The organism is Saccharothrix sp. HUAS TT1, assembly GCF_040744945.1.
In the GTDB taxonomy this organism is placed as follows: Bacteria; Actinomycetota; Actinomycetes; order Mycobacteriales; family Pseudonocardiaceae; genus Actinosynnema.
This window is the reverse complement of record NZ_CP160453.1, coordinates 1,947,170-1,970,588: the sequence shown is the minus strand read 5'-3', so window position 1 is coordinate 1,970,588 and position 23,419 is coordinate 1,947,170. Positions and strand designations below refer to the sequence as shown.

19 protein-coding genes are annotated in these 23,419 nt (G+C 70.8%); 3 read left to right on the top strand and 16 right to left on the bottom strand.

Features of this window, described 5'->3' with window-relative positions; all coding sequences use genetic code 11:
• The first annotated feature begins 79 nt into the window (after positions 1 to 79).
• Both AB0F89_RS09715 and AB0F89_RS09710 read left to right on the top strand, forming a co-directional pair.
• A complete protein-coding gene (locus AB0F89_RS09715; protein WP_367134703.1) occupies positions 80 to 1,984 on the top strand; it encodes a 2-oxoacid:acceptor oxidoreductase subunit alpha in 1,905 nt (634 codons plus the stop codon).
• Positions 1,981 to 3,036: a 2-oxoacid:ferredoxin oxidoreductase subunit beta gene (locus AB0F89_RS09710; RefSeq protein ID WP_367134701.1), complete on the top strand. Its 1,056-nt coding sequence runs from the start codon at positions 1,981 to 1,983 to the stop codon at positions 3,034 to 3,036. The genes AB0F89_RS09715 and AB0F89_RS09710 overlap by 4 nt, the downstream gene beginning before the upstream one ends.
• A gap of 83 nt (positions 3,037 to 3,119) precedes the next feature.
• Here the strand turns inward: AB0F89_RS09710 and AB0F89_RS09705 are convergent, their stop codons facing one another.
• The gene (locus tag AB0F89_RS09705) at positions 3,120 to 5,144 is read right to left on the bottom strand and encodes a hypothetical protein (protein WP_367134699.1); all 2,025 of its coding nucleotides are present in this window, start codon (positions 5,142 to 5,144) and stop codon (positions 3,120 to 3,122) included.
• Positions 5,145 to 5,401: 257 nt separating this feature from the next.
• Here AB0F89_RS09705 and rarD point away from each other — a divergent pair, with 257 nt between their 5' ends.
• A complete protein-coding gene (gene rarD / locus AB0F89_RS09700) occupies positions 5,402 to 6,265 on the top strand; it encodes an EamA family transporter RarD (protein WP_367134697.1) in 864 nt (287 codons plus the stop codon).
• Positions 6,266 to 6,413: 148 nt separating this feature from the next.
• Here the strand turns inward: rarD and AB0F89_RS09695 are convergent, their stop codons facing one another.
• The 15 genes from AB0F89_RS09695 to AB0F89_RS09625 form a co-directional block, all read right to left on the bottom strand.
• Positions 6,414 to 7,367 (bottom strand): polyprenyl synthetase family protein, encoded by a 954-nt coding sequence (locus AB0F89_RS09695; RefSeq protein WP_367138802.1) that lies wholly within the window; start codon positions 7,365 to 7,367, stop codon positions 6,414 to 6,416.
• Between the two features lie 69 nt (positions 7,368 to 7,436).
• A complete protein-coding gene (gene nuoN, locus AB0F89_RS09690) occupies positions 7,437 to 9,008 on the bottom strand; it encodes an NADH-quinone oxidoreductase subunit NuoN (RefSeq protein WP_367134695.1) in 1,572 nt (523 codons plus the stop codon).
• A 1-nt stretch (position 9,009) separates the two neighbouring features.
• The gene (locus tag AB0F89_RS09685; protein WP_367134693.1) at positions 9,010 to 10,572 is read right to left on the bottom strand and encodes an NADH-quinone oxidoreductase subunit M; all 1,563 of its coding nucleotides are present in this window, start codon (positions 10,570 to 10,572) and stop codon (positions 9,010 to 9,012) included.
• Positions 10,569 to 12,476: an NADH-quinone oxidoreductase subunit L gene (gene nuoL, locus AB0F89_RS09680; protein ID WP_367138800.1), complete on the bottom strand. Its 1,908-nt coding sequence runs from the start codon at positions 12,474 to 12,476 to the stop codon at positions 10,569 to 10,571. Before nuoL ends, AB0F89_RS09685 begins: the two co-directional genes overlap by 4 nt.
• A 37-nt stretch (positions 12,477 to 12,513) precedes the next feature.
• Positions 12,514 to 12,813: an NADH-quinone oxidoreductase subunit NuoK gene (gene nuoK / locus AB0F89_RS09675; RefSeq protein ID WP_053715303.1), complete on the bottom strand. Its 300-nt coding sequence runs from the start codon at positions 12,811 to 12,813 to the stop codon at positions 12,514 to 12,516.
• The gene (locus tag AB0F89_RS09670) at positions 12,810 to 13,655 is read right to left on the bottom strand and encodes an NADH-quinone oxidoreductase subunit J (RefSeq protein ID WP_367134691.1); all 846 of its coding nucleotides are present in this window, start codon (positions 13,653 to 13,655) and stop codon (positions 12,810 to 12,812) included. Before AB0F89_RS09670 ends, nuoK begins: the two co-directional genes overlap by 4 nt.
• On the bottom strand, positions 13,652 to 14,191 hold the full coding sequence (gene nuoI / locus AB0F89_RS09665; protein ID WP_367134689.1) for an NADH-quinone oxidoreductase subunit NuoI: 540 nt from the start codon (positions 14,189 to 14,191) through the stop codon (positions 13,652 to 13,654). Before nuoI ends, AB0F89_RS09670 begins: the two co-directional genes overlap by 4 nt.
• The gene (gene nuoH / locus AB0F89_RS09660; RefSeq protein ID WP_367134687.1) at positions 14,178 to 15,509 is read right to left on the bottom strand and encodes an NADH-quinone oxidoreductase subunit NuoH; all 1,332 of its coding nucleotides are present in this window, start codon (positions 15,507 to 15,509) and stop codon (positions 14,178 to 14,180) included. Before nuoH ends, nuoI begins: the two co-directional genes overlap by 14 nt.
• The gene (locus tag AB0F89_RS09655; protein WP_367134685.1) at positions 15,506 to 17,965 is read right to left on the bottom strand and encodes an NADH-quinone oxidoreductase subunit G; all 2,460 of its coding nucleotides are present in this window, start codon (positions 17,963 to 17,965) and stop codon (positions 15,506 to 15,508) included. Before AB0F89_RS09655 ends, nuoH begins: the two co-directional genes overlap by 4 nt.
• The gene (gene nuoF, locus AB0F89_RS09650) at positions 17,962 to 19,242 is read right to left on the bottom strand and encodes an NADH-quinone oxidoreductase subunit NuoF (protein WP_367134683.1); all 1,281 of its coding nucleotides are present in this window, start codon (positions 19,240 to 19,242) and stop codon (positions 17,962 to 17,964) included. Before nuoF ends, AB0F89_RS09655 begins: the two co-directional genes overlap by 4 nt.
• A gap of 15 nt (positions 19,243 to 19,257) precedes the next feature.
• Positions 19,258 to 20,043, bottom strand: a complete 786-nt coding sequence (nuoE, locus tag AB0F89_RS09645) for an NADH-quinone oxidoreductase subunit NuoE (protein ID WP_367134681.1) — start codon at positions 20,041 to 20,043, stop codon at positions 19,258 to 19,260.
• The gene (locus tag AB0F89_RS09640) at positions 20,040 to 21,443 is read right to left on the bottom strand and encodes an NADH-quinone oxidoreductase subunit D (protein WP_367134679.1); all 1,404 of its coding nucleotides are present in this window, start codon (positions 21,441 to 21,443) and stop codon (positions 20,040 to 20,042) included. The genes nuoE and AB0F89_RS09640 overlap by 4 nt, the downstream gene beginning before the upstream one ends.
• Positions 21,440 to 22,138: an NADH-quinone oxidoreductase subunit C gene (locus AB0F89_RS09635; protein WP_367138798.1), complete on the bottom strand. Its 699-nt coding sequence runs from the start codon at positions 22,136 to 22,138 to the stop codon at positions 21,440 to 21,442. The genes AB0F89_RS09640 and AB0F89_RS09635 overlap by 4 nt, the downstream gene beginning before the upstream one ends.
• 125 nt (positions 22,139 to 22,263) lie before the next feature.
• A complete protein-coding gene (locus AB0F89_RS09630; protein ID WP_367134677.1) occupies positions 22,264 to 22,812 on the bottom strand; it encodes an NADH-quinone oxidoreductase subunit B family protein in 549 nt (182 codons plus the stop codon).
• Between the two features lie 12 nt (positions 22,813 to 22,824).
• Positions 22,825 to 23,190, bottom strand: a complete 366-nt coding sequence (locus AB0F89_RS09625) for an NADH-quinone oxidoreductase subunit A (protein WP_033428518.1) — start codon at positions 23,188 to 23,190, stop codon at positions 22,825 to 22,827.
• Positions 23,191 to 23,419 lie beyond the last annotated feature (229 nt).

Genomic DNA, 23,419 nt, shown 5'->3' with positions numbered 1-23,419 from the left:
GTCGGGCACGACTACCCTCGCGGAGGGGCGAGGGGCACCAGCCCCACGGCGGTTGTGAGGAAAGGGATCGGCGTAGGACATGACTACCGACGTTGGTAACGGCGCCGCGCCAGGTGGGGGCACGCCCGAGCGGGCCGGCGCGGTCCGCAAGCTCGACCGCGTGGTGATCCGGTTCGCCGGCGACTCCGGCGACGGCATGCAGCTCACGGGCGACCGGTTCACCTCGGAGGCGGCCGCGTTCGGCAACGACCTCGCGACCCAGCCGAACTTCCCCGCCGAGATCCGGGCGCCACAGGGCACGCTTCCCGGCGTCTCCAGCTTCCAGCTGCACTTCGCCGACTACGACATCCTCACCCCCGGCGACCGCCCCGACGTGCTCGTGGCGATGAACCCGGCGGCGCTCAAGGCGAACATCGGCGACCTGCCCAAGGGCGGGATCCTGATCGTCAACACCGACGAGTTCACCAAGCGCAACCTGGTGAAGGTCGGCTACGCCGCCGACCCGCTGGAGGACAACTCCCTCACCGAGACCTACCAGGTGCACAAGGTCGCGATGGCCACGCTGACCATCGGCGCCCTGGAGAACACCGGCCTGGGCAAGAAGGACGCGGAACGGGCGAAGAACATGTTCGCCCTCGGCCTGCTGTCCTGGATGTACCACCGGCCGACCGAGGGCACCGAGCGGTTCCTGCGGGAGAAGTTCGCCAAGAAGCCCGACATCGCCGAGGCCAACGTGCTGGCGTTCCGGGCGGGCTGGAACTACGGCGAGACCACCGAGTCATTCGCGGTCACCTACGAGGTCGCGCCCGCCAAGCTCAACCAGGGCACCTACCGGCAGATCACCGGCAACACCGCGCTCGCGTACGGCATCGTCGCGGCTGGTCAGCAGTCCGGGCTGCCCGTGGTGCTCGGCACCTACCCGATCACCCCGGCGTCGGACATCCTGCACGAGCTGTCCAAGCACAAGAACTTCGGCATCACGACGCTGCAGGCCGAGGACGAGATCGCGGGCATCGGCGCGGCGCTCGGCGCCTCGTACGGCGGCGCGCTCGGCGTGACGTCGACGTCCGGCCCCGGTGTGGCGCTGAAGTCGGAGACCATCGGCCTGGCCGTGATGACCGAGCTGCCGCTGATCGTCGTCGACGTGCAGCGCGGCGGCCCGTCCACCGGTCTGCCTACCAAGACCGAGCAGGCCGACCTGCTCCAGGCGATGTTCGGCCGCAACGGCGAGTCGCCGGTCGCGATCGTCGCGCCGCAGTCGCCCGCCGACTGCTTCGACGCCGCGATGGAGGCCGCCCGGATCGCGCTGGTCTACCGCACCCCGGTGCTGCTGCTGTCCGACGGCGCGATCGCCAACGGCTCCGAGCCGTGGCTGATCCCGGACCTGGCCGAGCTGCCCGACCTGTCGGTCGACTTCGCCACCGAGCCCAACGCGCCCGACGGCACGTTCCACCCGTACCTGCGCGACCCGGAGACGCTGGCCCGGCCGTGGGCGGTGCCCGGCACGGCGGGCCTCCAGCACCGCATCGGCGGCCTGGAGAAGGCCGACGGCTCCGGCAACATCTCCTACGACCCGGCCAACCACGACCACATGGTGCGGCTGCGGCAGCGCAAGATCGACGGCATCGAGGTGCCCGACGTCGTGGTGGACGACCCGTCCGGCGAGGCGCGCGTCCTCGTCGTCGGCTGGGGCTCGTCCTACGGCCCGATCGGCGCCGCCGCGCGCCGCGTGCGCAAGCTGGGGATGCCGGTGGCGCACGCCCACCTGCGGCACCTCAACCCGTTCCCGCGCAACCTCGGCGAGGTGCTGTCCCGCTACGACAAGGTCGTGGTGCCCGAGATGAACCTGGGCCAGCTGGCGCTGCTGCTGAGGGCGAAGTACCTGGTCGACGCGATCAGCTACACGAAGGTGCAGGGCCTGCCGTTCAAGGCCGAGGAGCTGCAGGACGTGCTCGCCGATGTGATCAAGGGAGTGTCCTCATGACCGCGACCGAGCTGGGGCTGCCCACCGTGGGTGGACTGGTCGGCGTGCCCACGGCGGACGAGCCGCAGAAGGCCAAGGACTACAAGTCGGACCAGGAGGTCCGCTGGTGCCCCGGCTGCGGCGATTACGTGGTGCTCAACGCCGTGCAGTCCTTCCTGCCCACGCTGGGGCTCAAGCGCGAGAACATCGTGTTCGTCTCGGGGATCGGCTGCTCGTCGCGGTTCCCGTACTACATGAACACCTACGGCATGCACTCGATCCACGGGCGCGCGCCGGCCATCGCGACCGGCCTGGCCGTGGCCCGGCCGGACCTGTCGGTGTGGGTCGTCACCGGTGACGGCGACGCGCTGTCCATCGGCGGCAACCACCTGATCCACACGCTGCGCCGCAACGTCAACCTGAAGATCCTGCTGTTCAACAACCGGATCTACGGCCTGACCAAGGGCCAGTACTCGCCCACCTCCGAGGAGGGCAAGGTCACCAAGTCGACCCCGCTCGGCTCGCTGGACCACCCGTTCAACCCGGTGTCGCTGGCGCTGGGCGCGGAGGCCACGTTCGTCGGGCGCGCGGTCGACTCGGACCGGGCGGGCCTGACCGAGGTGCTGCGGCAGGCCGCCGAGCACCGCGGGTCGGCGCTGGTGGAGATCTACCAGAACTGCCCGATCTTCAACGACGGCGCGTTCGACGTGCTCAAGGACTCCGACGAGGCCGCCCGCCGGATCATCGACGTGGTCGACGGGCAGCCGATCACGTTCGGCAACGGCGAGTACGCCGTGGTCCGGGAGGGCTTCGGCCTGGCCGTGGCCAAGACCGCGGACGTCGCGCCGCAGGACGTCGTGGTGCACGACGCGTCGGACCTGAACCTGGCGTTCGCGCTGTCGCGGCTGTCGACGCAGGACCTCCAGCACACCGTCACCGGCGTGTTCCGCAACGTCGCGCGCACCACGTACGACGACGCGGCGCGGGCGCAGGTGGAGCAGGCCAAGGCGGCCAAGCCCGCCGACCTGCGCGCGCTGCTGCACGGCAAGGACACCTGGACCGTGACCGGCTGAGCGACCGGTGATGACGGAGGACCCCCTGTTCCGCCTCCCGGAACAGGGGGTCCTCCGCTTTCCCTCCCCAGGGAAAAGCCTGGTCACGGCGCCGGGCGGAACCCCGCCTTCTCGGCGTCCGAGGTGGTGCGGAACCACACGTCGGCGCGGGTCTCGCGGAAGTTCGCCGACTCGTCGGTGAAGTAGCGACGGCCGGTCAGGGTGGCCTTGACCTGGAACTCCGGCGCGGGGGCGTGGCCGTCGGACTTCGGCAGCACCGAACCGGGGCCGAACGGCGAGCGCGGGTTGAAGCCCTCCTGCTGGCCCTGGAAGCGGGTGCTGCCGGGCGCGGGCTGCCGGCCGCCGGTGCTGGGGCTGAACCCGACCGGGCGCGGGCGCACCGGGCGGGGTGGCGGCGGCGTGATGGGCTTCGGGGCGAGCGGTGCGGGCGGTGGGGTGCGCTGGGCGCCCGCAGGGCGGGTGGGGCGTTGGGGCAGGCCGCTCGGGGTCATCGGCACCGGGTTGCCGGCCAGCAGCTCGGGGGCGAGCGTCGGCACGAACGGCTGGTCGTTGCCGGAGGACGGCGGCGGGGTCGGGCGCGGCTGCTCGGGTTCCGGCTCCAGCTCGGAGTCGGGCAGCGGCTCGAACAGGCTGCGCGGGCGGGCGGGCTCGGCCTTCTTCGGCTCCGGCTTGGGCTCGGCCTTGACCTCGGGCTTCGGCTCGGGCTTCGGCTCGACCTCGGCTTCGGGCTGCTCGTGCCGCTGCTCGTCCGTCGACTCGTGCTGCTGCTCTTGCTGCTGATCGGGCTGCGGCTCGGAGTGCTGCCCGTGCCGCTGCTCGTGCTGCGGCCGGGAGTCGGACTCGGGCTGGACGAACGTGGGCTCGAACGCCGGTGGCTCGACCGGCTCGGCGGGGGCGTCCGGCGTGATCGCGAACGTGGTGGTCCGCTCGGGCTCGGCGACCGGCGGCTCGGGCTCGGCGGCGTGCGCCCCGCCCCGTGACCCGGTGACCTCGGCGCGGTCCTCCACGACCTCGGGCTCCGGCTCCGGCGCCCTGGAGTCGACCACGGCGCGGATGACGTCGGTCTGCGGCCCCTCGTGGCGGGCGTCGTCCTGGCCGGCTTCCGGCTGCGTCTCCTGCCGGCGGCCCCGGGTGCGCGACAGCTCGTCGAAGAACGCCTCGTCGCTCGGGGTGTGCTCGACCAGCGGCTCGGCCAGCTCACCGCGTGCCGACTCGACGTCGACCGGCGCGAAGTGGCCGGTCAGGTCGTGCTCGGGCCAGACCTGCGGCTCGGGCTCGTCCGCGCGCCGCTGCTCGCCGTCCACCTCGGCGATGGCCTGCGCCAGCGCGGTGGCCGGGATGAACGCCGTCTCCTCGGCGGGGGCGGGCCTGCGCTCCGGCTCGTCCTCCTCCTCGCGCCCGGCGGTGTCCACGTCCTCGTCGTAGACCTCCTGGACGGGCTCCTCGCGCCACACCTCGCGCGGCTGGAAGAACTCGACCTCCGGCGGGGCGGTCGGCTCCTCCTGCCGCGGCGCGACCTCGGCGACGGCGGGCATCAGGTGCGTCGTCTCCTCGACCGGCAGGTCGGGCGCGCCCTCCGACGGGTGCGGTCGGCGTGGCTTGGGCTCCAACGTCTCGTGCGTGTCCTGGCCGCCCTCCGGCGCCGGCCGCTCGAACAGGCTGCGCGGCGGCTCGTCGAACTCGGGGAAGTCGTGCTGCTCCTCGAAGTCGGACAGCGGCCGGTGCTCGTCGTCCAGCTCCTCCAGCAGCGAGTCGCGCTCGTCCAGCTTCATGGTCGACACGTCGTAGCGCGGCGCCTCGGCGGCGGCCTCGTAGCGGGGGCGTTCGGCGGCGGTCTCGTAGCGCGCGGGCGCGGGGGCCGGCGCGTCGTCCGCCAGCGACCGGGACGCCTCGACGTGCCAGTTGTCGAACTCGTCGGCCGTCTCGGCCTTCGGCGCGACGACCGGGCCGCCGGGCGCGGCGTCCGGGCGCGGCGAGGTGAGGAGGCGTTCCTCCAGGTCTTCCAGCTCCCGCTTGGCCGGGCGCACCAGGACCAGCCAGGTGAGGGCGACGCCTGCCACGAAGGACAGCAGGCTCCACAGCCACACCTGCCCGAAGAGCGAACTCACGGGAAGCCCTCCCACTGCTGCTCGTCACACCCCGACGCGCTCCGCTTCCGCACCTTCACCCGGTCGGGGAGCGCTGCAAAACTACCCTGACCACCTCGTCCGGTGCGTGCGGCCGGCCGGACCTGTGACCAGAGTCGGACAACAGGGCCGGCCAGAGCGACTGACCAGCCAAAACGGCGGGGGTAGAGTAGGTCCTCGTGCCACCGCTGACCAACTCCTCCGCTGTTCCGACGGATGTCGACAGCACGAATCGGGGGATGGCCCTCGGCGTCGGCGCCTACTTCCTCTGGGGCATCGTGCCCGCCTACTGGCCGCTGCTCCAGCCGGCCGGGTCGGTGGAGATCCTGGCTCACCGGATCGCGTGGTCACTGGTGGTGATGGCCGTCATCACGGCCGTGCTGGGGCGCTGGGCGGGCATCCGCGGGCTGTCCGGTCGCGGGTGGGCGATGGTGACCGCCGCGTCCCTGCTCATCGCGGTGAACTGGGGCGTGTACATCCACGCGGTCAACACCGGGCACGTCGTGGAGGCCGCCCTCGGCTACTTCATCAACCCGCTGGTGAGCGTGCTGCTCGGGGTGTTCGTGCTGCGCGAGCGCTTGCGGCTGCCGCAGTACGCGGCGCTGGCCATCGCGGTGGCGGCCGTCGTGGTGCTGGCCGTCGACTACGGCAGGCTGCCGTGGATCTCGCTGGCGCTGGCCTGCTCGTTCGGCCTGTACGGGCTGCTGAAGAAGACCGTGCCGCTGGACGCGACGGCCAGCCTGACCGCGGAGAGCCTGGTGCTCGCCCCGGTCGCGGTGGGCTACCTGCTCTGGCTGGGGTCGACCGGGACGTTCCACTCGGGCGGCTGGGGGCACGCGCTGCTGCTGGCGTCGTCCGGCCTGGTCACCGCGATCCCGTTGATCATGTTCGGCGCCGGCGCCCGCCTCGTGCCGCTGGTGACCATGGGGATGCTGCAGTACCTGGCGCCCGTGCTGCAGTTCGCGTGGGGCGTGTTCGTGATGCACGAGCCGATGCCCGCGTCCCGCTGGTTCGGCTTCGCCCTGGTCTGGACCGCGCTGCTGGTCTTCACCGTCGACGCCATCCGCACCCGCCGCCGCCTCCCCCTCCCCACCATCCCCTGACCGCGAGAGTCCAACGCTCACGCGTCGAGAGTCCAACGTTCAGCACACCCGAGTTCAACGCTCAGCGCACCCGCCCGCCGACCTGAGCGTTGAATTCAGGTGCGCTGAGCGTTGGACTCTCGCGGGCTGGAGGTAGGACTCTCGGGGGTTAGTGGGAGCGGGTGACGACGTAGTCGCTCACGGATTCGAGGGCGTCGCGGGCGGTGCCCGGCGGGAGGACGTGGAGGGTGGCGCGGGCGCGGGCGGCGTAGTCGTCCAGGGTCCGGCGGGCGCGCCGCAGGCCGCTGGACGAGCGCAGCAGGGCCAGGGCCTCGTCGACCTCGGCGTCGTCGGTGATGGGCGCGGCCAGGAGCTTGGCCAGGCGCGACTCGGGCTCGTCCTCCAGCGCGTACAGCATGGGCAGCGTCTTCACGCCCTCGCGCAGGTCCGTGCCCGGCGTCTTGCCCGACTCCTCCGACGGCGACGCGATGTCGATGACGTCGTCGGAGATCTGGAACGCCGCCCCGATGACCTCGCCGTACGCCCGCAGCGCCTCCACCTGCTCCGGCGTGACGTCGGAGAACATGGCGCCGAACCGGGCGGCGGTGGCGATCAGCGACCCGGTCTTCTCGGCGATCGTGGTCAGGTAGTGCGCGACCGCGTCCTCACCGGCCCGCGGCCCCATCGTCTCCCGCATCTGACCGGTCACCAGCTCGGAGAACGTCTCCGCGATGATCCGCGCCGCACCCGTGCCCAGGTCCGCGACCAGTGCCGACGCGTGCGCGAACAGGTAGTCGCCGGTCAGGATCGCGATGCTGTTGTCCCACTTCGCGTTGGCCGACTCCGCGCCGCGGCGCATGGTGGCCTCGTCCATCACGTCGTCGTGGTACAGCGTGGCCAGGTGGGTCAGCTCGACGACCGCCGCCGCCTTGATCACGCTCTCCCGGTCCCAGGAGCCGCCGAACTGGGCGGACAGGATCGTGAACAGCGGTCGGATGCGCTTGCCGCCCGCGGACACCAGGTGCAGGGACGTCTCCATCACCGGGTGGAAGTCGCTCTGCACGACCTTGTGCAGCAGCTCCTCCACCTCGGCCAGCCCGTCCTGAACCACCTCCGCGAGCACGGGGTCCTCAAACCGGAACCCCGTCCCCGCCCGCTCGCTACTGGTCACGGCTACAGAGCCTACGTACCACTAGAAGATGAACGCGCCGGCACCCGCCCAATCGAGGGCGAACGACGGGTACACGCCGAGCACGAGCGTGATCGCGGCGCCGAGGGTGATGGCCACCGTGGTGAACGCGCCGGGCACGCTCACCGTCGGGCCGTCGGCCGCGGGCTCGCTGAAGTACATCAGCACGATCACCCGCAGGTAGAAGAACGCCGCCACCGCGCTCGCGACCAGGGCGATCACCACCAGCGGCACCATCTCGGCCTCCACGGCCGCCGCGAACACCACGAACTTGCCGACGAAACCGCTGGTCAGCGGCAGGCCGGCGAGCGCGAGCAGCAGGAACGTGAACACGCCCGCCACCACCGGCGACCGCTTGGCCAGACCCGCCCATTGGGACAGGTGGGTGGCCTCGCCGTCGCCGTTGCGGACCAGGCTGACGATGCCGAACGCGGCGATCGTGGTGAAGCCGTACGCCATGAGGTAGAACATCGTGCCGGACAGGCCCTGGTCGTTCAGCGAGATCGCGCCGATCAGCAGGAAGCCCGCGTGCGCGACCGACGAGTACGCGATCATCCGCTTCACGTCGGTCTGGGTGAGGCCGAGCACCGCGCCGATCACCATGGACGCGATGGCCACGCCCCACAGGACGCCGTTCCACTCCCAGCTCGAACCCTCGAACGCGCCGTGGAGCACGCGCAGGATGCCGCCGAACGCCGCCACCTTCGTGCAAGCCGCCATGAACGCCGTCACCGGCGTCGGCGAGCCCTGGTAGACGTCCGGCGTCCAGGCGTGGAACGGGCCGACCGAGGCCTTGAACAGCAGGCCGACGACGAGCAGGCCGAAGCCCGCGTAGAGCAGCGTGTCGGACCGGTCGGTGGCCGTGGTGGCGGCGGCGATGTCGGCCAGCTTCACCGAGCCCGCGAAGCCGTACAGCAGGGCGACGCCGTACAGGAAGAACGCCGACGCGAACGCGCCGAGCAGGAAGTACTTCACCGCGGCCTCCTGCGACAGCAGGCGGCGACGGCGGGCCAGGCCGCACATCAGGTACAGCGGCAGCGACAGCACTTCCAGCGCGATGAACATGGTGAGCAGGTCGTTCGCCGCGACGAAGGTCATCATGCCGCCGAGCGCGAACAGCGTCAGCGGGAAGACCTCGGTCTGCATCTCCCGCCGGCGCAGCTGCTCGCGCACGCCGACCGCCGCACCGGGCAGGATCGAGGCGTCCGCGACGAACGCGCCGCCCGGCTCGACCGACCGGTCCGCGATGAGCAGCACCGAGCCGAGGCCGAGCAGCAGCAGCGTGCCCCACAGGAACAGCACCGGCTGGTCGACCCCGATGGCGCCCGAGAAGGTCAGCTTGCCCTGGTCCGGGGTGCTCTCCGCGGACGCGTAGAGCACCAGCAGGCCACCGGCGGCGGCCAGCGCGACCAGGGTCAGCCCGACCTGGCTCGCCCACCGCTGCGACTTGGGCAGGAACGCCTCGAACAGCACGCTGAGGCAGGCCGCGCCGAGCACGATCAGCAACGGTGCGACGGCCGCGTAGTCGATCTCCGGGGCCTGCAGCCGCTCCACTTGCGAGAGGAACGTCGTCACGTCACTTGCCTTCCTGCGCGACCGGGTCGGCCACCCCGACCTCGCTGAGCGTCGCCCCGACGGACGGGGTGATCACGTCCAACACCGGCTTCGGGTAGAAGCCGAGCACCAAGATCAACGCCACCAGCGGCGCGAGCACGGCCAGTTCGCGCTTGTTCAGGTCGGGCACCGGGGCCTTCTCCGGGTCGACCGCCGCACCGGGACCGCCGGCGAGGCCGACCAGCGCGTTGCCGCGCACCGGGCCCTGGAACACCCGCTGGTACAGCCACAGGACGTACAGCGCGGCCAGCACCATGCCGATGGTGGCCAGCACGGTGTAGACCGGCTCGTTCGGGTAGGACCCGACGAGCACCAGGAACTCGCTCACGAACGAGTTGGTGCCGGGCAGCGCCAGCGACGACAGGCCGGCCACGAAGAACAGCCCGCCGAGCACCGGGGTCAGCTTGGCCATGCCGCCGTAGTCCTCGATCAGGCGGGAGCCGCCGCGGGCCATCACCATGCCGACGACCAGGAACAGCATGCCGGTCGAGATGCCGTGGTTGACCATGTAGAGCACCGCGCCCGTGCCGGCCTGCGAGCTGAACGCGAAGATGCCCAGCGCGATGAAGCCGAAGTGCGCGATCGAGGTGTAGGCCACGAACCGCTTCATGTCGGACTGGCCGACGGCGAGCAGCGAGCCGTACAGGATGCCGATCACGGCCAGGACCAGCACCAGCGGCGCGAGCTCCTTGCTGGCCGCCGGGAACAGCGGCAGGCAGTAGCGCAGGAAGCCGAACGTGCCGATCTTGTCCAGGATGCCGACCAGCAGCACGCCCGCGCCGACCGGCGCTTCGGCGCCGGCGTCCGGCAGCCACGTGTGCAGCGGCACCAGCGGCGCCTTGATCGCGAACGCGACGAAGAAGCCGAGGAACAGCCAGATCTGGGTGGACAGCGGCAGGTCGCGGGTGACCGTGACCAGCGTGGCCCAGTCGAGCGTGCCCTGGCCGAGCTTGTCCGCGCTGACCACGTACAGGCCGACCACCGAGGCCAGCATGATCAGGCCGCCGAGCAGCGAGTACAGGAAGAACTTCATCGCCGCGTACTGCCGGTTCGGCCCGCCGAACCGGCCGATCAGGAAGTACATCGGGACCAGCACGGCCTCGAAGAACACGTAGAACACGAACACGTCGGTGGCCGCGAAGACGCCGACCATGCCGGTCTGCATGGCCAGCAGCAGCGCGAAGAACCCGCCGGCGCTGCGGCCCTCGGGCAGCTTGTCCGCCCACGAGCCCCCGATGACGATCGGCACCAGGAACGCGATCAGCGCGATCATCACCAGCGAGATGCCGTCCACGCCGAACGACAGGTGCACGCCGAAGGCCGGGATCCACTCGGCCGAGCTGGTCAGCTGCAGCCGGTCGCCGCCCGGGTCGAACGCCGTCCACGCCAGCACCGCCAGCACCAGCTCCGCCAGCGAGAACGCCAGCGCGACCGTCTTGGCCAACCGGTCGTTGCCCCGCAGGAACGCCACCACCAGGCTGCCGACGAGCGGCAGCAGGAGCAGCGCGATCAGCGTCCAGCTCACGAGAACCTCACCATCAGCAGCGCGCCCAGGACGAAGACCGCACCCAGGAGCATGGAGAGCGCGTACGAGCGCACGAACCCGGTCTGCAGCCTGCGCAGCCGGCCCGAGCTACCGCCGAGCAGCGCCGCCGACCCGTTGACCAGGCCGTCGACGCCCTTGTTGTCCACGAACACCAGCGCGCGGGTGAGCCAGGTGCCCGGCCGCGCGAACAGCGCCTCGTTCAGCGCGTTGCCGTACAGGTCGGCGCGCGCGGCGCGGACCGGGAACGACACCCGCGCCGGCCGCTCGACCGGCTGCTCACCGCGCAGGAAGAGCAGGAAGCCGAGCGCGGCGCCGAGCGCCGACAGGCCGAGCACCAGGAAGTTGACCGCGGTGTGGCCCAGCACGCCGTGCTGCTCCTGCAGCTCGCCGAGCGACGGGGTGAGCCAGCCGGCCAGGTTGTGGCCGGAGGAGAAGAACCAGCCCGCGCCGACCGAGCCGACCGCCAGCACGACCATCGGCAGCGTCATGCTCACCGGCGACTCGTGCGGGTGGTACTCGCGGCCGTCCGCCGTGCGCAGCTCGGTGTACCGGGGCTTGCCCAGGAACACCAGGACGAACAGGCGGGTCATGTAGAACGCGGTGAGGCCCGCGCCCAGGGCGGCCACGCCGCCGAAGACCCAGCCGCGCCACCCCTCCATGCTGAACGCCGCCGCGATGATGGCGTCCTTGGAGAAGTAGCCGGACAGGAACGGGAAGCCGATGAGGGCCAGGTAGCCGAGCGTCCAGGTGACGAAGGTGATCGGCATCTTCTTCATCAGCCCGCCCATCCGGCGGATGTTGCCCTCGTCGTTCATGCCGTGCATGACCGAGCCGGCGCCGAGGAACAGCCCGGCCTTGAAGAAGCCGTGCGTGAGCAGGTGCATGATGCCCAGCGCGTAGCCGATCGGGCCGAGGCCGACGGCCAGGACCATGTAGCCGATCTGGCTGACCGTCGAGTAGGCCAGCACCTTCTTGAAGTCGTCGTAGGCGCAGCCGATGACGCACCCGATCAGCAGCGTCAGCCCACCGATGATCATCACGACCAACCGGCCGTCGGGGCTGAGGTTGTAGATCGGGTTCGAGCGGGCGATCAGGTACACGCCCGCGGTGACCATCGTCGCCGCGTGGATCAGGGCGGACACCGGCGTCGGGCCCGCCATCGCGTCCGGCAACCACGCCTGGAGCGGGAACTGGCCGGACTTGCCGCACGCGCCGAGCAGCAGCAGCAACGTGATGGCCAGGACCTCGGCCGAGGAGAACTCGCCGACGCGGGCGAACACCTCGCTGTACTGCGTGGTGCCGAGGGTCTTGAACATCAGGAAGATGGCGATCGCCAGGCCCAGGTCGCCGACCCGGTTCATCAGGAACGCCTTCTTCGCGGCCGACGCCGCTTCCGGCTTGTGCTGGTACCAGCCGATGAGCAGGTACGACGCCAGGCCGACGCCCTCCCAGCCGAAGTACAGCGTCACGAAGCCGTTGCCGAGCACCAGCAGCAGCATCGCGGCGACGAAGAGGTTGAGGTAGGCGAAGAACTTCCGCCGCCCGGCCTCGTGCGCCATGTAGCCGATCGAGTAGATGTGGATCAGCGAGCCGACACCGGTGATCAGCAGCACGAACGTCAGCGACAGCGGGTCCAGCCGCAGCCCGAACTCCACGTCCAGCGCGCCGACCGGGATCCAGTCGAACAGGTGCAGCTCGCTGCTGCGCGACTCGGGCGCGAGCGCGACCGTGTCGAGGAACAGCGCGACGCCGTACGCGAACGCGGCGATCACGGTGGCGCTGCCCAGCAGGTGGCCCCACTTGTCGGTGCGCTTGCCGCCGACCAGCAGGACGAGCGCGCCGAACGCCGGGAGGGCGAGCAACAGCCAGGCGAGACTCCCGATCCCGCTGGCGGCAATAGGTTCCGTCACCGGTGACCCCTCAGTACTTCAGCAGGTTGGAATCGTCGACCGAGGCCGAGCGACGCGTCTTGAAGATCGCCATGATGATCGTCAGACCGACCACGACCTCGGCCGCGGCGACGACCATCACGAAGAACGCCATCACCTGGCCGTCCAGCCCGCCGTTGATCCGGGCGAACGTGACCAGGCTGAGGTTCACCGCGTTGAGCATCAGCTCCACGCACATGAACACCACGATGGCGTTGCGCCGCACCAGGACACCGACCGCGCCGAGGCTGAACAGCAGCGCGGACAGCAGCAGGTAGTACGTGGGTGTCACGACGACTCTCCCTTGAGCGCGTGCGCGTCGGGCTGGTGCCCGGCGCCGGACACCTCCGCGACGTCGTCCTCGAGAGTTTCCCTGGCGGTCGTCTCGATCAGCTCGGACAGCGACTCGGCGGCGACCGAGCCGTCCGGCAGCAGCGCGGGCGTGGCCACCGAGTTGGCGGTGGCGAAGACGCCGGGGCCGGGCAGCGAGCCGGGGCGGTCGCCGCGGAAGCGCTCCTCGACCAGCTGGCGCTGGGTCTTCTTGGCGTCCTGGCCGGTGCGCGAGGTGAACGCGAGCACCATCGCGCCGACCGCCGCGGTGATCAGCAGCGCCGACGTCAGCTCGAACGGGAACAGGTAGTCGGTGAACAGCGCCTCGCCGATGTTGGCGACGTTGCCGCCGTTCTGCGTGTTCTCCTCGACCAGGCCGACCGGCTGCACGTCGGTCAGCGCGCGGGCGACCGAGGCGACCACGAGGCCCGCGAAGCCGACGCCGATGACCGCCGCGGCGAGCCGCTGGCCGCGCAGCACCTCGACCACCGAGTCCGAGCTGTCCCGGCCGACCAGCATCAGCACGAACAGGAACAGCATCATGATCGCGCCGGTGTAGACGATGATCTGCACGAAGCCGAGGAACGGCGCCTGCTGGACCATGTACAGCACGCCGAGGCTGAGCATGGTGAGCACCAGCCACAGCGCGGAGTGCACGGCGTTGCGCGCGAAGAGCATGCCCAGCGCGCCGGCGAGGGCGAGCGGGCCGAGGACCCAGAACGCGACGGCCTCACCGGTGGTGATCGTGTCGACCGCGCGCTGGACCTCTTCCGGCTGCTGCGCCAGGAGGGAAAGCGTCGTCATTGCCCTGCTCCCTGTCCCTGGTCCTGCCGGGAGGCGAGCTGCGGCCCGTTCACGTAGTAGTCCTGCTCGTTCTCGCCCAACCGCATGGGGTGCGGCGGCTGCTCCATGCCGGACAGCAGGGGCGCGAGCAGGTCCTCCTTGGTGAAGATCAGCTTCTGCCGGTCGTCGTCGGCCAGCTCGTACTCGTTGGTCATGGTGAGCGAGCGGGTCGGGCACGCCTCGATGCACAGGCCGCAGCCGATGCACCGCAGGTAGTTGATCTGGTAGTCGGCGCCGTAGCGCTCACCCGGGGAGTAGCGCTCCTCCTCGGTGTTGTCGCCGCCCTCGACGAAGATCGCGTCCGCCGGGCAGGCCCACGCGCACAGCTCGCAGCCCACGCACTTCTCCAGCCCGTCCGGGTGCCGGTTGAGCTGGTGGCGGCCGTGGAACCGCGGCGCGGTGACCTTCTTGACCTCGGGGTACTCCTCGGTGACGACCTTCTTGAACATCGTGCCGAAGGTGACGCCGAAGCCCTTGACGGGATCAAACACGCCCATCGCTGGCCTCCTTGTGTGAAGCTGCGGGTACCGCTGCCGGTTCCTGCGTCTGGTTGTCGCCGGTCGGCAGCTCGGCGACCCGCACCTGCCTGCGCGGCGGTGGCTTGGGCACCTTCAGGTCGAGCGGCGGCACCGGGTAGCCGCCGCCGGTGACCGGCACGGCGTCGGGGTCGTGCGGCTCCCGCTTGTCCGGGAGCAGGAAAGCGATCAGCAGGACCACCACGAGGAACGCGCCGATGACGATCAGCGCGGTGCTGGTGTCCAGGCCGCTGCCGGACTCCCACTCCTGGCGCAGGTAGCGGGCGAACGCCACCGCGACGAACCAGACCAGCGCGATCGGGACCAGGAACTTCCAGCCCAGCCGCATGAACTGGTCGTAGCGCAGGCGGGGCAGCGTGCCGCGCAGCCAGATGAACAGGAACAGGAAGCCCAGCGTCTTGACCACGAACCAGAGCAGGCCGAACCAGCCGCTGTTGAGCACGTGGTCGTCGCCGACGAACGGGAACCGCCAGCCGCCGAGGAACAGCGTGGTGGCCAGCGCCGAGACGGTCACCATGTTGACGTACTCGGCGAGGAAGAACAGCGCGAACTTCAGCGAGCTGTACTCGGTGTGGAACCCGCCGACCAGCTCCGACTCGGCCTCGGGGAGGTCGAACGGGGCCCGGTTGGTCTCGCCGACCATCGAGACGACGTAGATGATGAAGCTGACCGGCAGCAGGTAGAAGTACCAGCCGCCGCTCTGCGAGTCGACGATGTCCGAGGTGGACAGCGAGTGCGAGTGCATGACGACCGCGACGATCGACAGGCCCATCGCGATCTCGTAGGAGATCACCTGCGCGGCCGAGCGCAGCGCGCCCAGCAGCGGGTAGGGCGAGCCGGAGGCCCAGCCGGACAGCACGATGCCGTAGACGCCGAGCGAGGAGCAGGCCAGCACCACCAGCACGCCGACCGGCAGGTCGACCAGCTGCAGCGCGGTCCGCTCGCCGAAGAGCGAGACCTCGCCGCCGAGCGGGATCACCGAGAAGGCGACGAACGCGGGGATGCAGGAGATCACCGGGGCCAGGAAGAACACCCACTTGTCCGCCAGGACCGGGCGGATGTCCTCCTTGAACGCGAGCTTCAGGCCGTCGGCGAGCGACTGGAGCCACCCGCCGGGGCCGACCCGGTTGGGCCCGGGGCGCTGCTGCATCCGGGCCACGACCTTGCGCTCCCAGTTGATCATGAACAGGGTCATGACCACGAGGAACGCGAAGATCCCGACGACCTTGACGAGGATCAGCCAGAGCGGATCGTCGGCGAGGAGTTCTGCGGTGCTCATGCAATGCCTCCGCTAGAGACGGCCACCACTGAGCCGTGGCCGGCGACGAGGTTGCGCCGCACGGTGACCGCGCCCGAGTTGCCGGGCAGCCACACGACGCCGTCGGGCAGGTCGGCCGCCTCGACCGGCAGCACCACCTCGCCCCGATCGGTGGAGACGGTGATCTCGCCACCGAGTTCGACACCCAGGTGCGCGGCGGTGGCGGCGGACAGCTTGGCCACCACCGGGCGCGCGGTGCCCGCCAGGTTCGGCTCGTCGTCCTGCAGCGAGCCGTTGTCCAGCAGCCGGCGCCAGGTCGCGAGGACCGCCTGGCCGGTCCTGGGCTGGGTCAGCAGCGGGGCGGGCACGGTCGGCGCCGCGGCCCGGACGACACCGGCGCCGAGGCGGGCCAGGTCGGCCGCGGCCGCCGCCGGGGTCTGGGTGAACAGGTCCGCGTCCATCTCCACGGCCAGCGTGTCCAGCACCCGGCCGTCCGACAGCGCGCCGGTGCCCTCCAGCGTGGTGGCGAACGGGCGGGAGCGGCCCTCCCAGTTGAGGTAGCTGCCCGCCTTCTCCACCGCCGGGGCGACCGGGAGCACGACGTCGGCGTGCGCGGTGACCGCGCTGTGCCGCAGCTCCAGGCTGACCACGAAGCCGGCGAAGTCGAGCGCGCGCTCGGCCAGCGCCGGGTCCGGCAGGTCGAACGGGTCGACGCCGCCGACCACCAGCGCGTCCAGCCCGCCGCTCGCGGCGGCGGTCAGGATGCCCGCGGTGTCGCGACCGGCGGACGTCGGCAGCGCGCCGGGCTCCAGGCCCCACGCCCGCTCGACCTCGGCGCGGGCGGCCTCGTCGCCCACCAGGCGACCGCCCGGCAGCAACGTCGGCAGCAGGCCGGCCTCCAGCGCGCCGCGCTCACCGGCGCGCCGCGGGATCCAGGCGACCTTCGCGCCGGTCCGCTCGGCCAGCGCGGCGACCGCCGAGAACAGGCCGGGGACCTCGGCGGCGCGCTCGCCGACCAGGATCACCGAACCCGGCTTCGCCAGCTCCTCGACCACGTCGGCGGCGTGCTCGGGCAGCGCGTTGAGCGCCGACGGCTCCTGGCCGGGCACGCACGCGAGCAGCACGCCGTTCGTCTTCTCCACCGCGGGCGTCGTGAACTGGCCCAGGTGGTAGACCTTCGTCCGGTTCGTGCGGGCCGCCTTGCGCAGCCGCAGGAACACGATCGGCGACTCCTCCTCCGGCTCGAACGCCACCAGCAGCGCGGCCGGGGCGGACTCGATGCCGGCGTACGTCACGCCGCCGTTGTCCGGGTTCGCGCCGAGCACCGCGCTGGTCAGGAACTCCAGCTCCTCGGCCGAGTGGGCGCGGGCGCGGAAGTCGACGTCGTTGGTGCGCAACGCGATCCGGGCGAACTTCGAGTACGCGTAGGCGTCCTCGACGGTGAGCCGGCCGCCGGCCAGCACGCCGACGCCCTTGCCGGCCCGCGCCTTCGCCAGGCCCTCGGCCGCGTGCTGCAGCGCTTCGGTCCACGACGACTCGCGCAGCTCGCCGGTGGCCCGGTCGCGCACCAGCGGGCGGCGGATGCGGTCGGCGGCGGTGGCGTAGTTGAACGCGAAGCGGCCCTTGTCGCAGGTCCACTCCTCGTTGACCTGCGGCTCGTCACCGGCCAGCCGGCGCTGCACCTTGCCGCGCCGCCAGTCGGAGCGGGTCGAGCAGCCCGACGAGCAGTGCTCGCACACGCCGGGCGTCGACACCAGGTCGAACGGCCGGGCGCGGAACCGGTACGCGGCGCTGGTCAGCGCGCCGACCGGGCAGATCTGGATGGTGTTGCCGGAGAAGTACGACTGGAACGGCTTCGACTCCGCGACACCGATCTGCTGCTGGGAACCGCGCTCCAGCAGCTCGATGAACGGGTCGCCGGCGATCTGCGCGGAGAACCGCGTGCAGCGCTGGCACAGCACGCACCGCTCGCGGTCCAGCAGCACCTGGGTCGAGATCGGGATCGGCTTCGGGAACGTCCGCTTGTGCTCGTGGAAGCGGGAGTCCGCCCGGCCGTGCGCCAGCGCCTGGTTCTGCAGCGGGCACTCGCCGCCCTTGTCGCAGATCGGGCAGTCCAGCGGGTGGTTGATGAGCAGCAGCTCCATCACGCCCTGCTGCGCCTTGTCCGCCACCGGCGAGGACAGCTGGGTCTTGACCACCATGCCGTCGGCGACCGTCATGGTGCAGGACGCCTGCGGCTTCGGCATCGGCCGGCCGCCCATCTCCACCTCGACCAGGCACTGCCGGCAGGCGCCCGCGGGCTCCAGCAGCGGGTGGTCGCAGAAGCGCGGGATCACCGTGCCGAGCCGTTCCGCGGTGCGGATCAGCAGCTCGCCCTTGGGCGCGACGACCTCGACGCCGTCGATGACGAGCTTCACGTGGCCCTCGGGGACCACCAGCTCGGTCTTCTGCTCGGGCGCGGTTGCTTCGATGGTCATGCGCTTGCCCCCGCCAACACCTGGGAGTTCTGGTCGCACAAAGCCAGGAACTCGTGCTTGAAGTACTTGATGCCGCTGGTGATCGGGCTGACCGCGCCGTCACCCAGGGCGCAGAACGAGCGGCCCAGGATGTTGTCGCAGACGTCCAGCAGCGTGTCGATGTCCGACGCCGTGCCGTTGCCCGCGACCATCCGCTGCAGGATCTGCACGAGCCAGTAGGTGCCCTCGCGGCACGGCGTGCACTTGCCGCACGACTCGTGCTTGTAGAACTCGGTCCACTTCATGACCGCCCACGGCACGGACACCGTCTCGTTGAAGACCTGCAGCGCGGTGGTGCCCAGCATCGAGCCCGCCTCGGCCGCGCCCTCGAAGTCCAGCGGGACGTCCAGGTGCTCGGCGGTGAACAGCGGGGTGGACGAGCCGCCCGGCGTCCAGAACTTCAGCGGGATGCCGTCCTTCATGCCGCCCGCCAGGTCCAGCAGCTCGCGCAGCGTGATGCCCATCGGGGCCTCGTACTGGCCGGGGCGCTCGACGTGGCCGGACAGCGAGAAGATCTTCGGGCCCGGTGAGCGCTCGCGGCCCATGGTGCGGAACCAGTCCGCGCCGCCGTTGACGATGTAGGGCACGCTGGCGATCGTCTCGACGTTGTTCACCACGGTCGGCGAGGCGTACAGGCCGGAGGTCGCCGGGAACGGCGGCTTGAGCCGCGGCTGGCCGCGCCTGCCCTCCAGCGAGTCCAGCAGCGCCGTCTCCTCGCCGCAGATGTAGGCGCCCGCGCCCGCGTGCACGACCAGGTCGAGGTCGAAGCCCGAGCCGAGGATGTCCTTGCCCAGGTAGCCCGCCTCGTACGCCTCGCGCACCGCCGCGTGCAGCCGGCGGATCACGTGCAGCACCTCGCCGCGCACGTAGATCGCGGCGAAGTTCGCCCGGATCGCGTACGAGGTGATGATGATGCCCTCGATCAGCGAGTGCGGGTCCGCCATCATCAGCGGGATGTCCTTGCAGGTGCCCGGCTCGCCCTCGTCGGCGTTGATGACGAGGTAGTGCGGCTTGCCGTCGTTCTGCGGGATGAAGCCCCACTTCAGGCCGGTGGGGAAGCCCGCGCCGCCGCGGCCGCGCAGCCCGGAGTCCTTGCACTGCTGGATCAGCTGGTCCGGGTGGGCCGTGAGCGCCTTGCGCAGCGCCGTGTAGCCCTCCAGCTGCTCGTAGGTCTTCAGCGTCCACGAGCGCGGCGACAGCCAGCGCTTCGTCAGGACGGGAGTCAGGTTGTCGACCACGTCAGCTCCCCCTACCTACTTCTTCTCCGGCAGCGGCGGGAACTCCGCGTTGTCCGGCATGGCCGGCGCGGTCCACCCGCGTTCCGCGGCGATCCTGGCCCCGCGCACGGTCTCCGGCGCGGCCGACGGGCCGTCCAGGTCCGCGTCGCGGCCCTCGAAGAACCCGGCCAGCTGCAACTCGGCCTGGCGGAAGTCGGTCAGCGGCGCGCCGCGCGTCGGGTGCGGCTTCTCCCCCGCCTGCAACGACTTCACCAGCTCCAGCGCGCCGTCGGGCGTCTGGTTGTCGAAGTACTCGTAGTTCACCTGCAGCACCGGGCCGAGGTCGCAGGCCGCCAGGCACTCGGCGTGCTCCAGCGTGATCGAGCCCGGCGCGCCCGGCTCGCCCGAGGTCTCCTCGTGGCCGACGCCCAGGTGCTCCTTGAGCTCGGTGTAGATGGCGTCACCGCCGAGCGCCGCGCACAGCGTGTTCGTGCAGACGCTCACCAGGTGCTCGCCGCACGGGCGGCGCTTGTACATGGTGTAGAACGTCGCGACCGCGCTGACCTCGGCGTTGGTGAGGTCGAGCTGGTCGGCGCAGAACGCGATGCCCGCCTGGCTGACGTGGCCCTCGACCGACTGCACGAGGTGCAGCATCGGCAGCAGCGCCGAGCGCGCCACCGGGTAGCGCGCGATGATCGCCCGCGCCCGGTCCGCCGTCGACTGGTCGAACACGCTCGTGTCGGCCGGGGTCTCGGTCACCAGGCGCTGCGTCTGGACGGGGTCCAGCGGCGAGGCCGCGTAGACCTCTTCGGAAGTGCTCATCGGTCACAACCACCCATCACCGGGTCGATAGAGGCCACCGACGCGATGACGTCGGCGACCATGCCGCCCTCGCACATCGCGGGCATCGACTGGAGGTTCACGAAGCTGGGTTCGCGCACGTGCACGCGCATCGGCCGGGTGCCGCCGTCGGAGACGACGTGGTAGCCCAGCTCGCCGCGCGGCGACTCGATCGGCACGTACACCTGGCCCGCGGGCACCGCGAAGCCCTCGGTCACCAGCTTGAAGTGGTGGATCAGGGACTCCATCGACTGGCCCATGATCTTGCGGACGTGCTCCAGCGAGTTGCCCATGCCGTCCGCGCCGATGGTCAGCTGGGCGGGCCAGGCGATCTTGGCGTCCTCCACCATGACCGGGCCCGGCGCCAGGTTGTCCACGGCCTGCCGGATGATCCGCAGCGACTGGTGGATTTCCTCCACCCGCAGCAGGTAGCGGGCGTACGAGTCGGCGGCGTTCGACGTCGGCACGTCGAACTCGTAGTTCTCGTAACCGCTGTAGGGCTCGATCTTGCGCAGGTCCCACGGCAGGCCCGCGGAGCGCAGGATCGGGCCGGTGATGCCGAGCGCGAGGCACGCGTCCACCGGCAGGTAGCCGACGCCCGCGAGCCGGTTGCGCCAGATCGGCTGGCCGGACAGCAGCTTGTCGTAGTCGGGCAGCCGGGAGTCCATCACCTTGATGAAGTCCCTGATCCGCTGCTCCGCGCCCTCGGGCAGGTCCTGGGCCAGGCCGCCGGGCCGGATGAACGCGTGGTTCATCCGCAGGCCGGTCAGGAACTCCAGCAGGTGCAGGACCTCTTCGCGCTCGCGGAAGCCCGCGGTCATGCCGGTCAGCGCGCCCAGCTCCATGCCGCCGGTGGCCAGCGCCACCAGGTGCGAGCTGATCCGGTTCAGCTCCATGAGCAGCACCCGGATCGTCTGCGCCCGCTGCGGCACGGTGGCGCCGAGCAGCTTCTCGACCGCCATGCAGTACGCGGCCTCGTTGTGCAGCGGCGCCAGGTAGTCCATCCGCGTCACGAACGTGACGCCCTGGGTCCAGTTGCGGTACTCGACGTTCTTCTCGATGCCGGTGTGCAGGTAGCCGATGACGCTGCGGGCCTGGGTGACGGTCTCGCCCTCCAGCTCCAGCACCAGGCGCAGCACGCCGTGCGTGGAGGGGTGCTGCGGACCCAGGTTCATGACGATGCGCTCGTCGCCCGAGGCTTCGGCCAGGACCTCGTCCCAGTCGCCGCCGGTCACCGTGTAGACGGTGCCCTCGGTCGTCTCGCGCGAGCCCGCGTACGCGTCGGGGTTCGACGTCTCGCGGTTGGCCTCGTAGGAGTCGCTGTCGCGGCCCTCGGCACTGGTGTCGGTGCCGGTGGTCACGTCGGAAAGTCGCTCGGTCATGAGTAGGACCGCCTCTGGTCTGGCGGGGGGATCTCCGCGCCCTTGTACTCCACCGGGATGCCGCCGAGCGGGTAGTCCTTGCGCTGCGGGTGGCCGTCCCAGTCGTCCGGCATGAGGATCCGGGTGAGCCCCGGGTGGCCGTCGTAGACGATGCCGAACATGTCCCAGGCCTCGCGCTCCTGCCAGTCCGCGGTCGGGTAGACCGAGACCACGCTGGGGACGTGCGCGTCGTCCACGTCGACCGCGACCTCCAGCCGGATGCGCCGGCGGTAGGTCATCGACGTCAGGTGGTACACCGAGTGCAGCCGCTGCGGCGCGTCGATGCCGTAGTCCACACCGGACACCGAGCTGCACAGCTCGAAGCGCAGCGCCGGGTCGTCGCGCAGCACGCGGGCCACCTCGACCAGGTTCTCCCGGCGCAGGAAGAAGGTGATCTCGCCGCGGTCGACGGTGATCTGCTGGACCGTGTCGGCGGGCAGGCCCCGCTCCCGGATCGCGGCCAGCAGCTCGTCGGCGACCTCGTCGAACCAGCCGCCGTAGGGCCGCTCGGACGGCGCGGCGACGTGGGCGGGCAGCCGCAGGCCGCCGAAGCCGGAGGTGTCGCCGGAGCCGGAGATGCCGAACATGCCCTGCCGGGCCCTGCCCGCCACCAGGCCGCCGCGCGCCAGGTACTCCTCGTGCTCGGCCTCGCTCATGCTCGACGAGCTGAGCGCCTCGTCGTTGCCCGGGGTGTCGGCGCCGGAGGTCTCGGCGACCTCGCCCTCGGTGTTGCTGTCTTCGGCGCTCACGTCTTCAGGGCTGGTGTCTTCAGGCATGCCGCTCACTTCTTCGCAAAGCGCTCGGAGGACGGGATCAGGTCCGTCGTGCGGCCCTGCTCGGCCAGCAGCGCGGCCCGGTTCGGCCCGAGCGGTTCGTCCATGATCTTCGCGTGGATCTTGAGGATCGCGTCGATCAGCATCTCCGGCCGCGGCGGGCAGCCGGGCAGGTACATGTCGACCGGCACGACGTGGTCCACGCCCTGCACGACCGCGTAGTTGTTGAACATCCCGCCGCTGGAGGCGCAGACGCCCATGGCCAGCACCCAGCGCGGCTCGGGCATCTGGTCGTAGATCTGCCGCAGCACCGGCGCCATCTTGTTGGTCACCCGGCCCGCGACGATCATCAGGTCGGCCTGGCGCGGCGAGGCGCGGAAGACCTCCATGCCGAACCGCGCGAGGTCGTAGCGCGGGCCGCCGGTGGTCATCATCTCGATCGCGCAGCAGGCCAGGCCGAAGGTGGCGGGCCACAGCGAGGACTTGCGGGTCCAGTTGACCAGCTTCTCCACGCTGGCGAGCAGGATGCCGTTCGGGAGCTTCTCTTCGAGACCCACGGGTCTTCCCCCTCAGTTCCAGTCGAGGCCGCCGCGACGCCACACGTAGGCGTACGCGAAGCCGACCGTCGCGACGAACAGTGCGATCTCCACCAGGCCGAACAGGCCGAGCCGGTCCGCGGAGACCGCGAAGGGGTAGAGGAACACCATTTCGATGTCGAACAGGATGAACAGCATCGCCGTGAGGTAGTAGGCGACCGGCATGCGGCCACCGCCCACCACCGGTTGCGGCGACGGCTCGATGCCGCACTCGTAGGCGTCGAGCTTCGCGCGGTTGTAGCGGCGGGGTCCGATGTACGGCGCGGCCGTCACCGAGAACAGCGCGAAGGCCGCGGCGAGGGCGAACATCAATACGAGGGGGAGGTAAGGGTCCAGCACTCTCCGTCGTCCTTTCCTCGCTGTCGCGGTGGTGGTGCACCGCCGACCGTTGCGCACCCTAAAGGGTGTTCTTGCGGCCTCCGGAGGTTAGGCGGGCCTAACAATCCGCAGGTCGCTTGTGAAACACTTCACAAGGCATCTCAGCCGGTTGTGAACTGATTCACAAGACCTGAGGGTCAGTGTAGAACGTCACACAGAGGCGTGACGGCCACCCCCTACATGTGTCCTG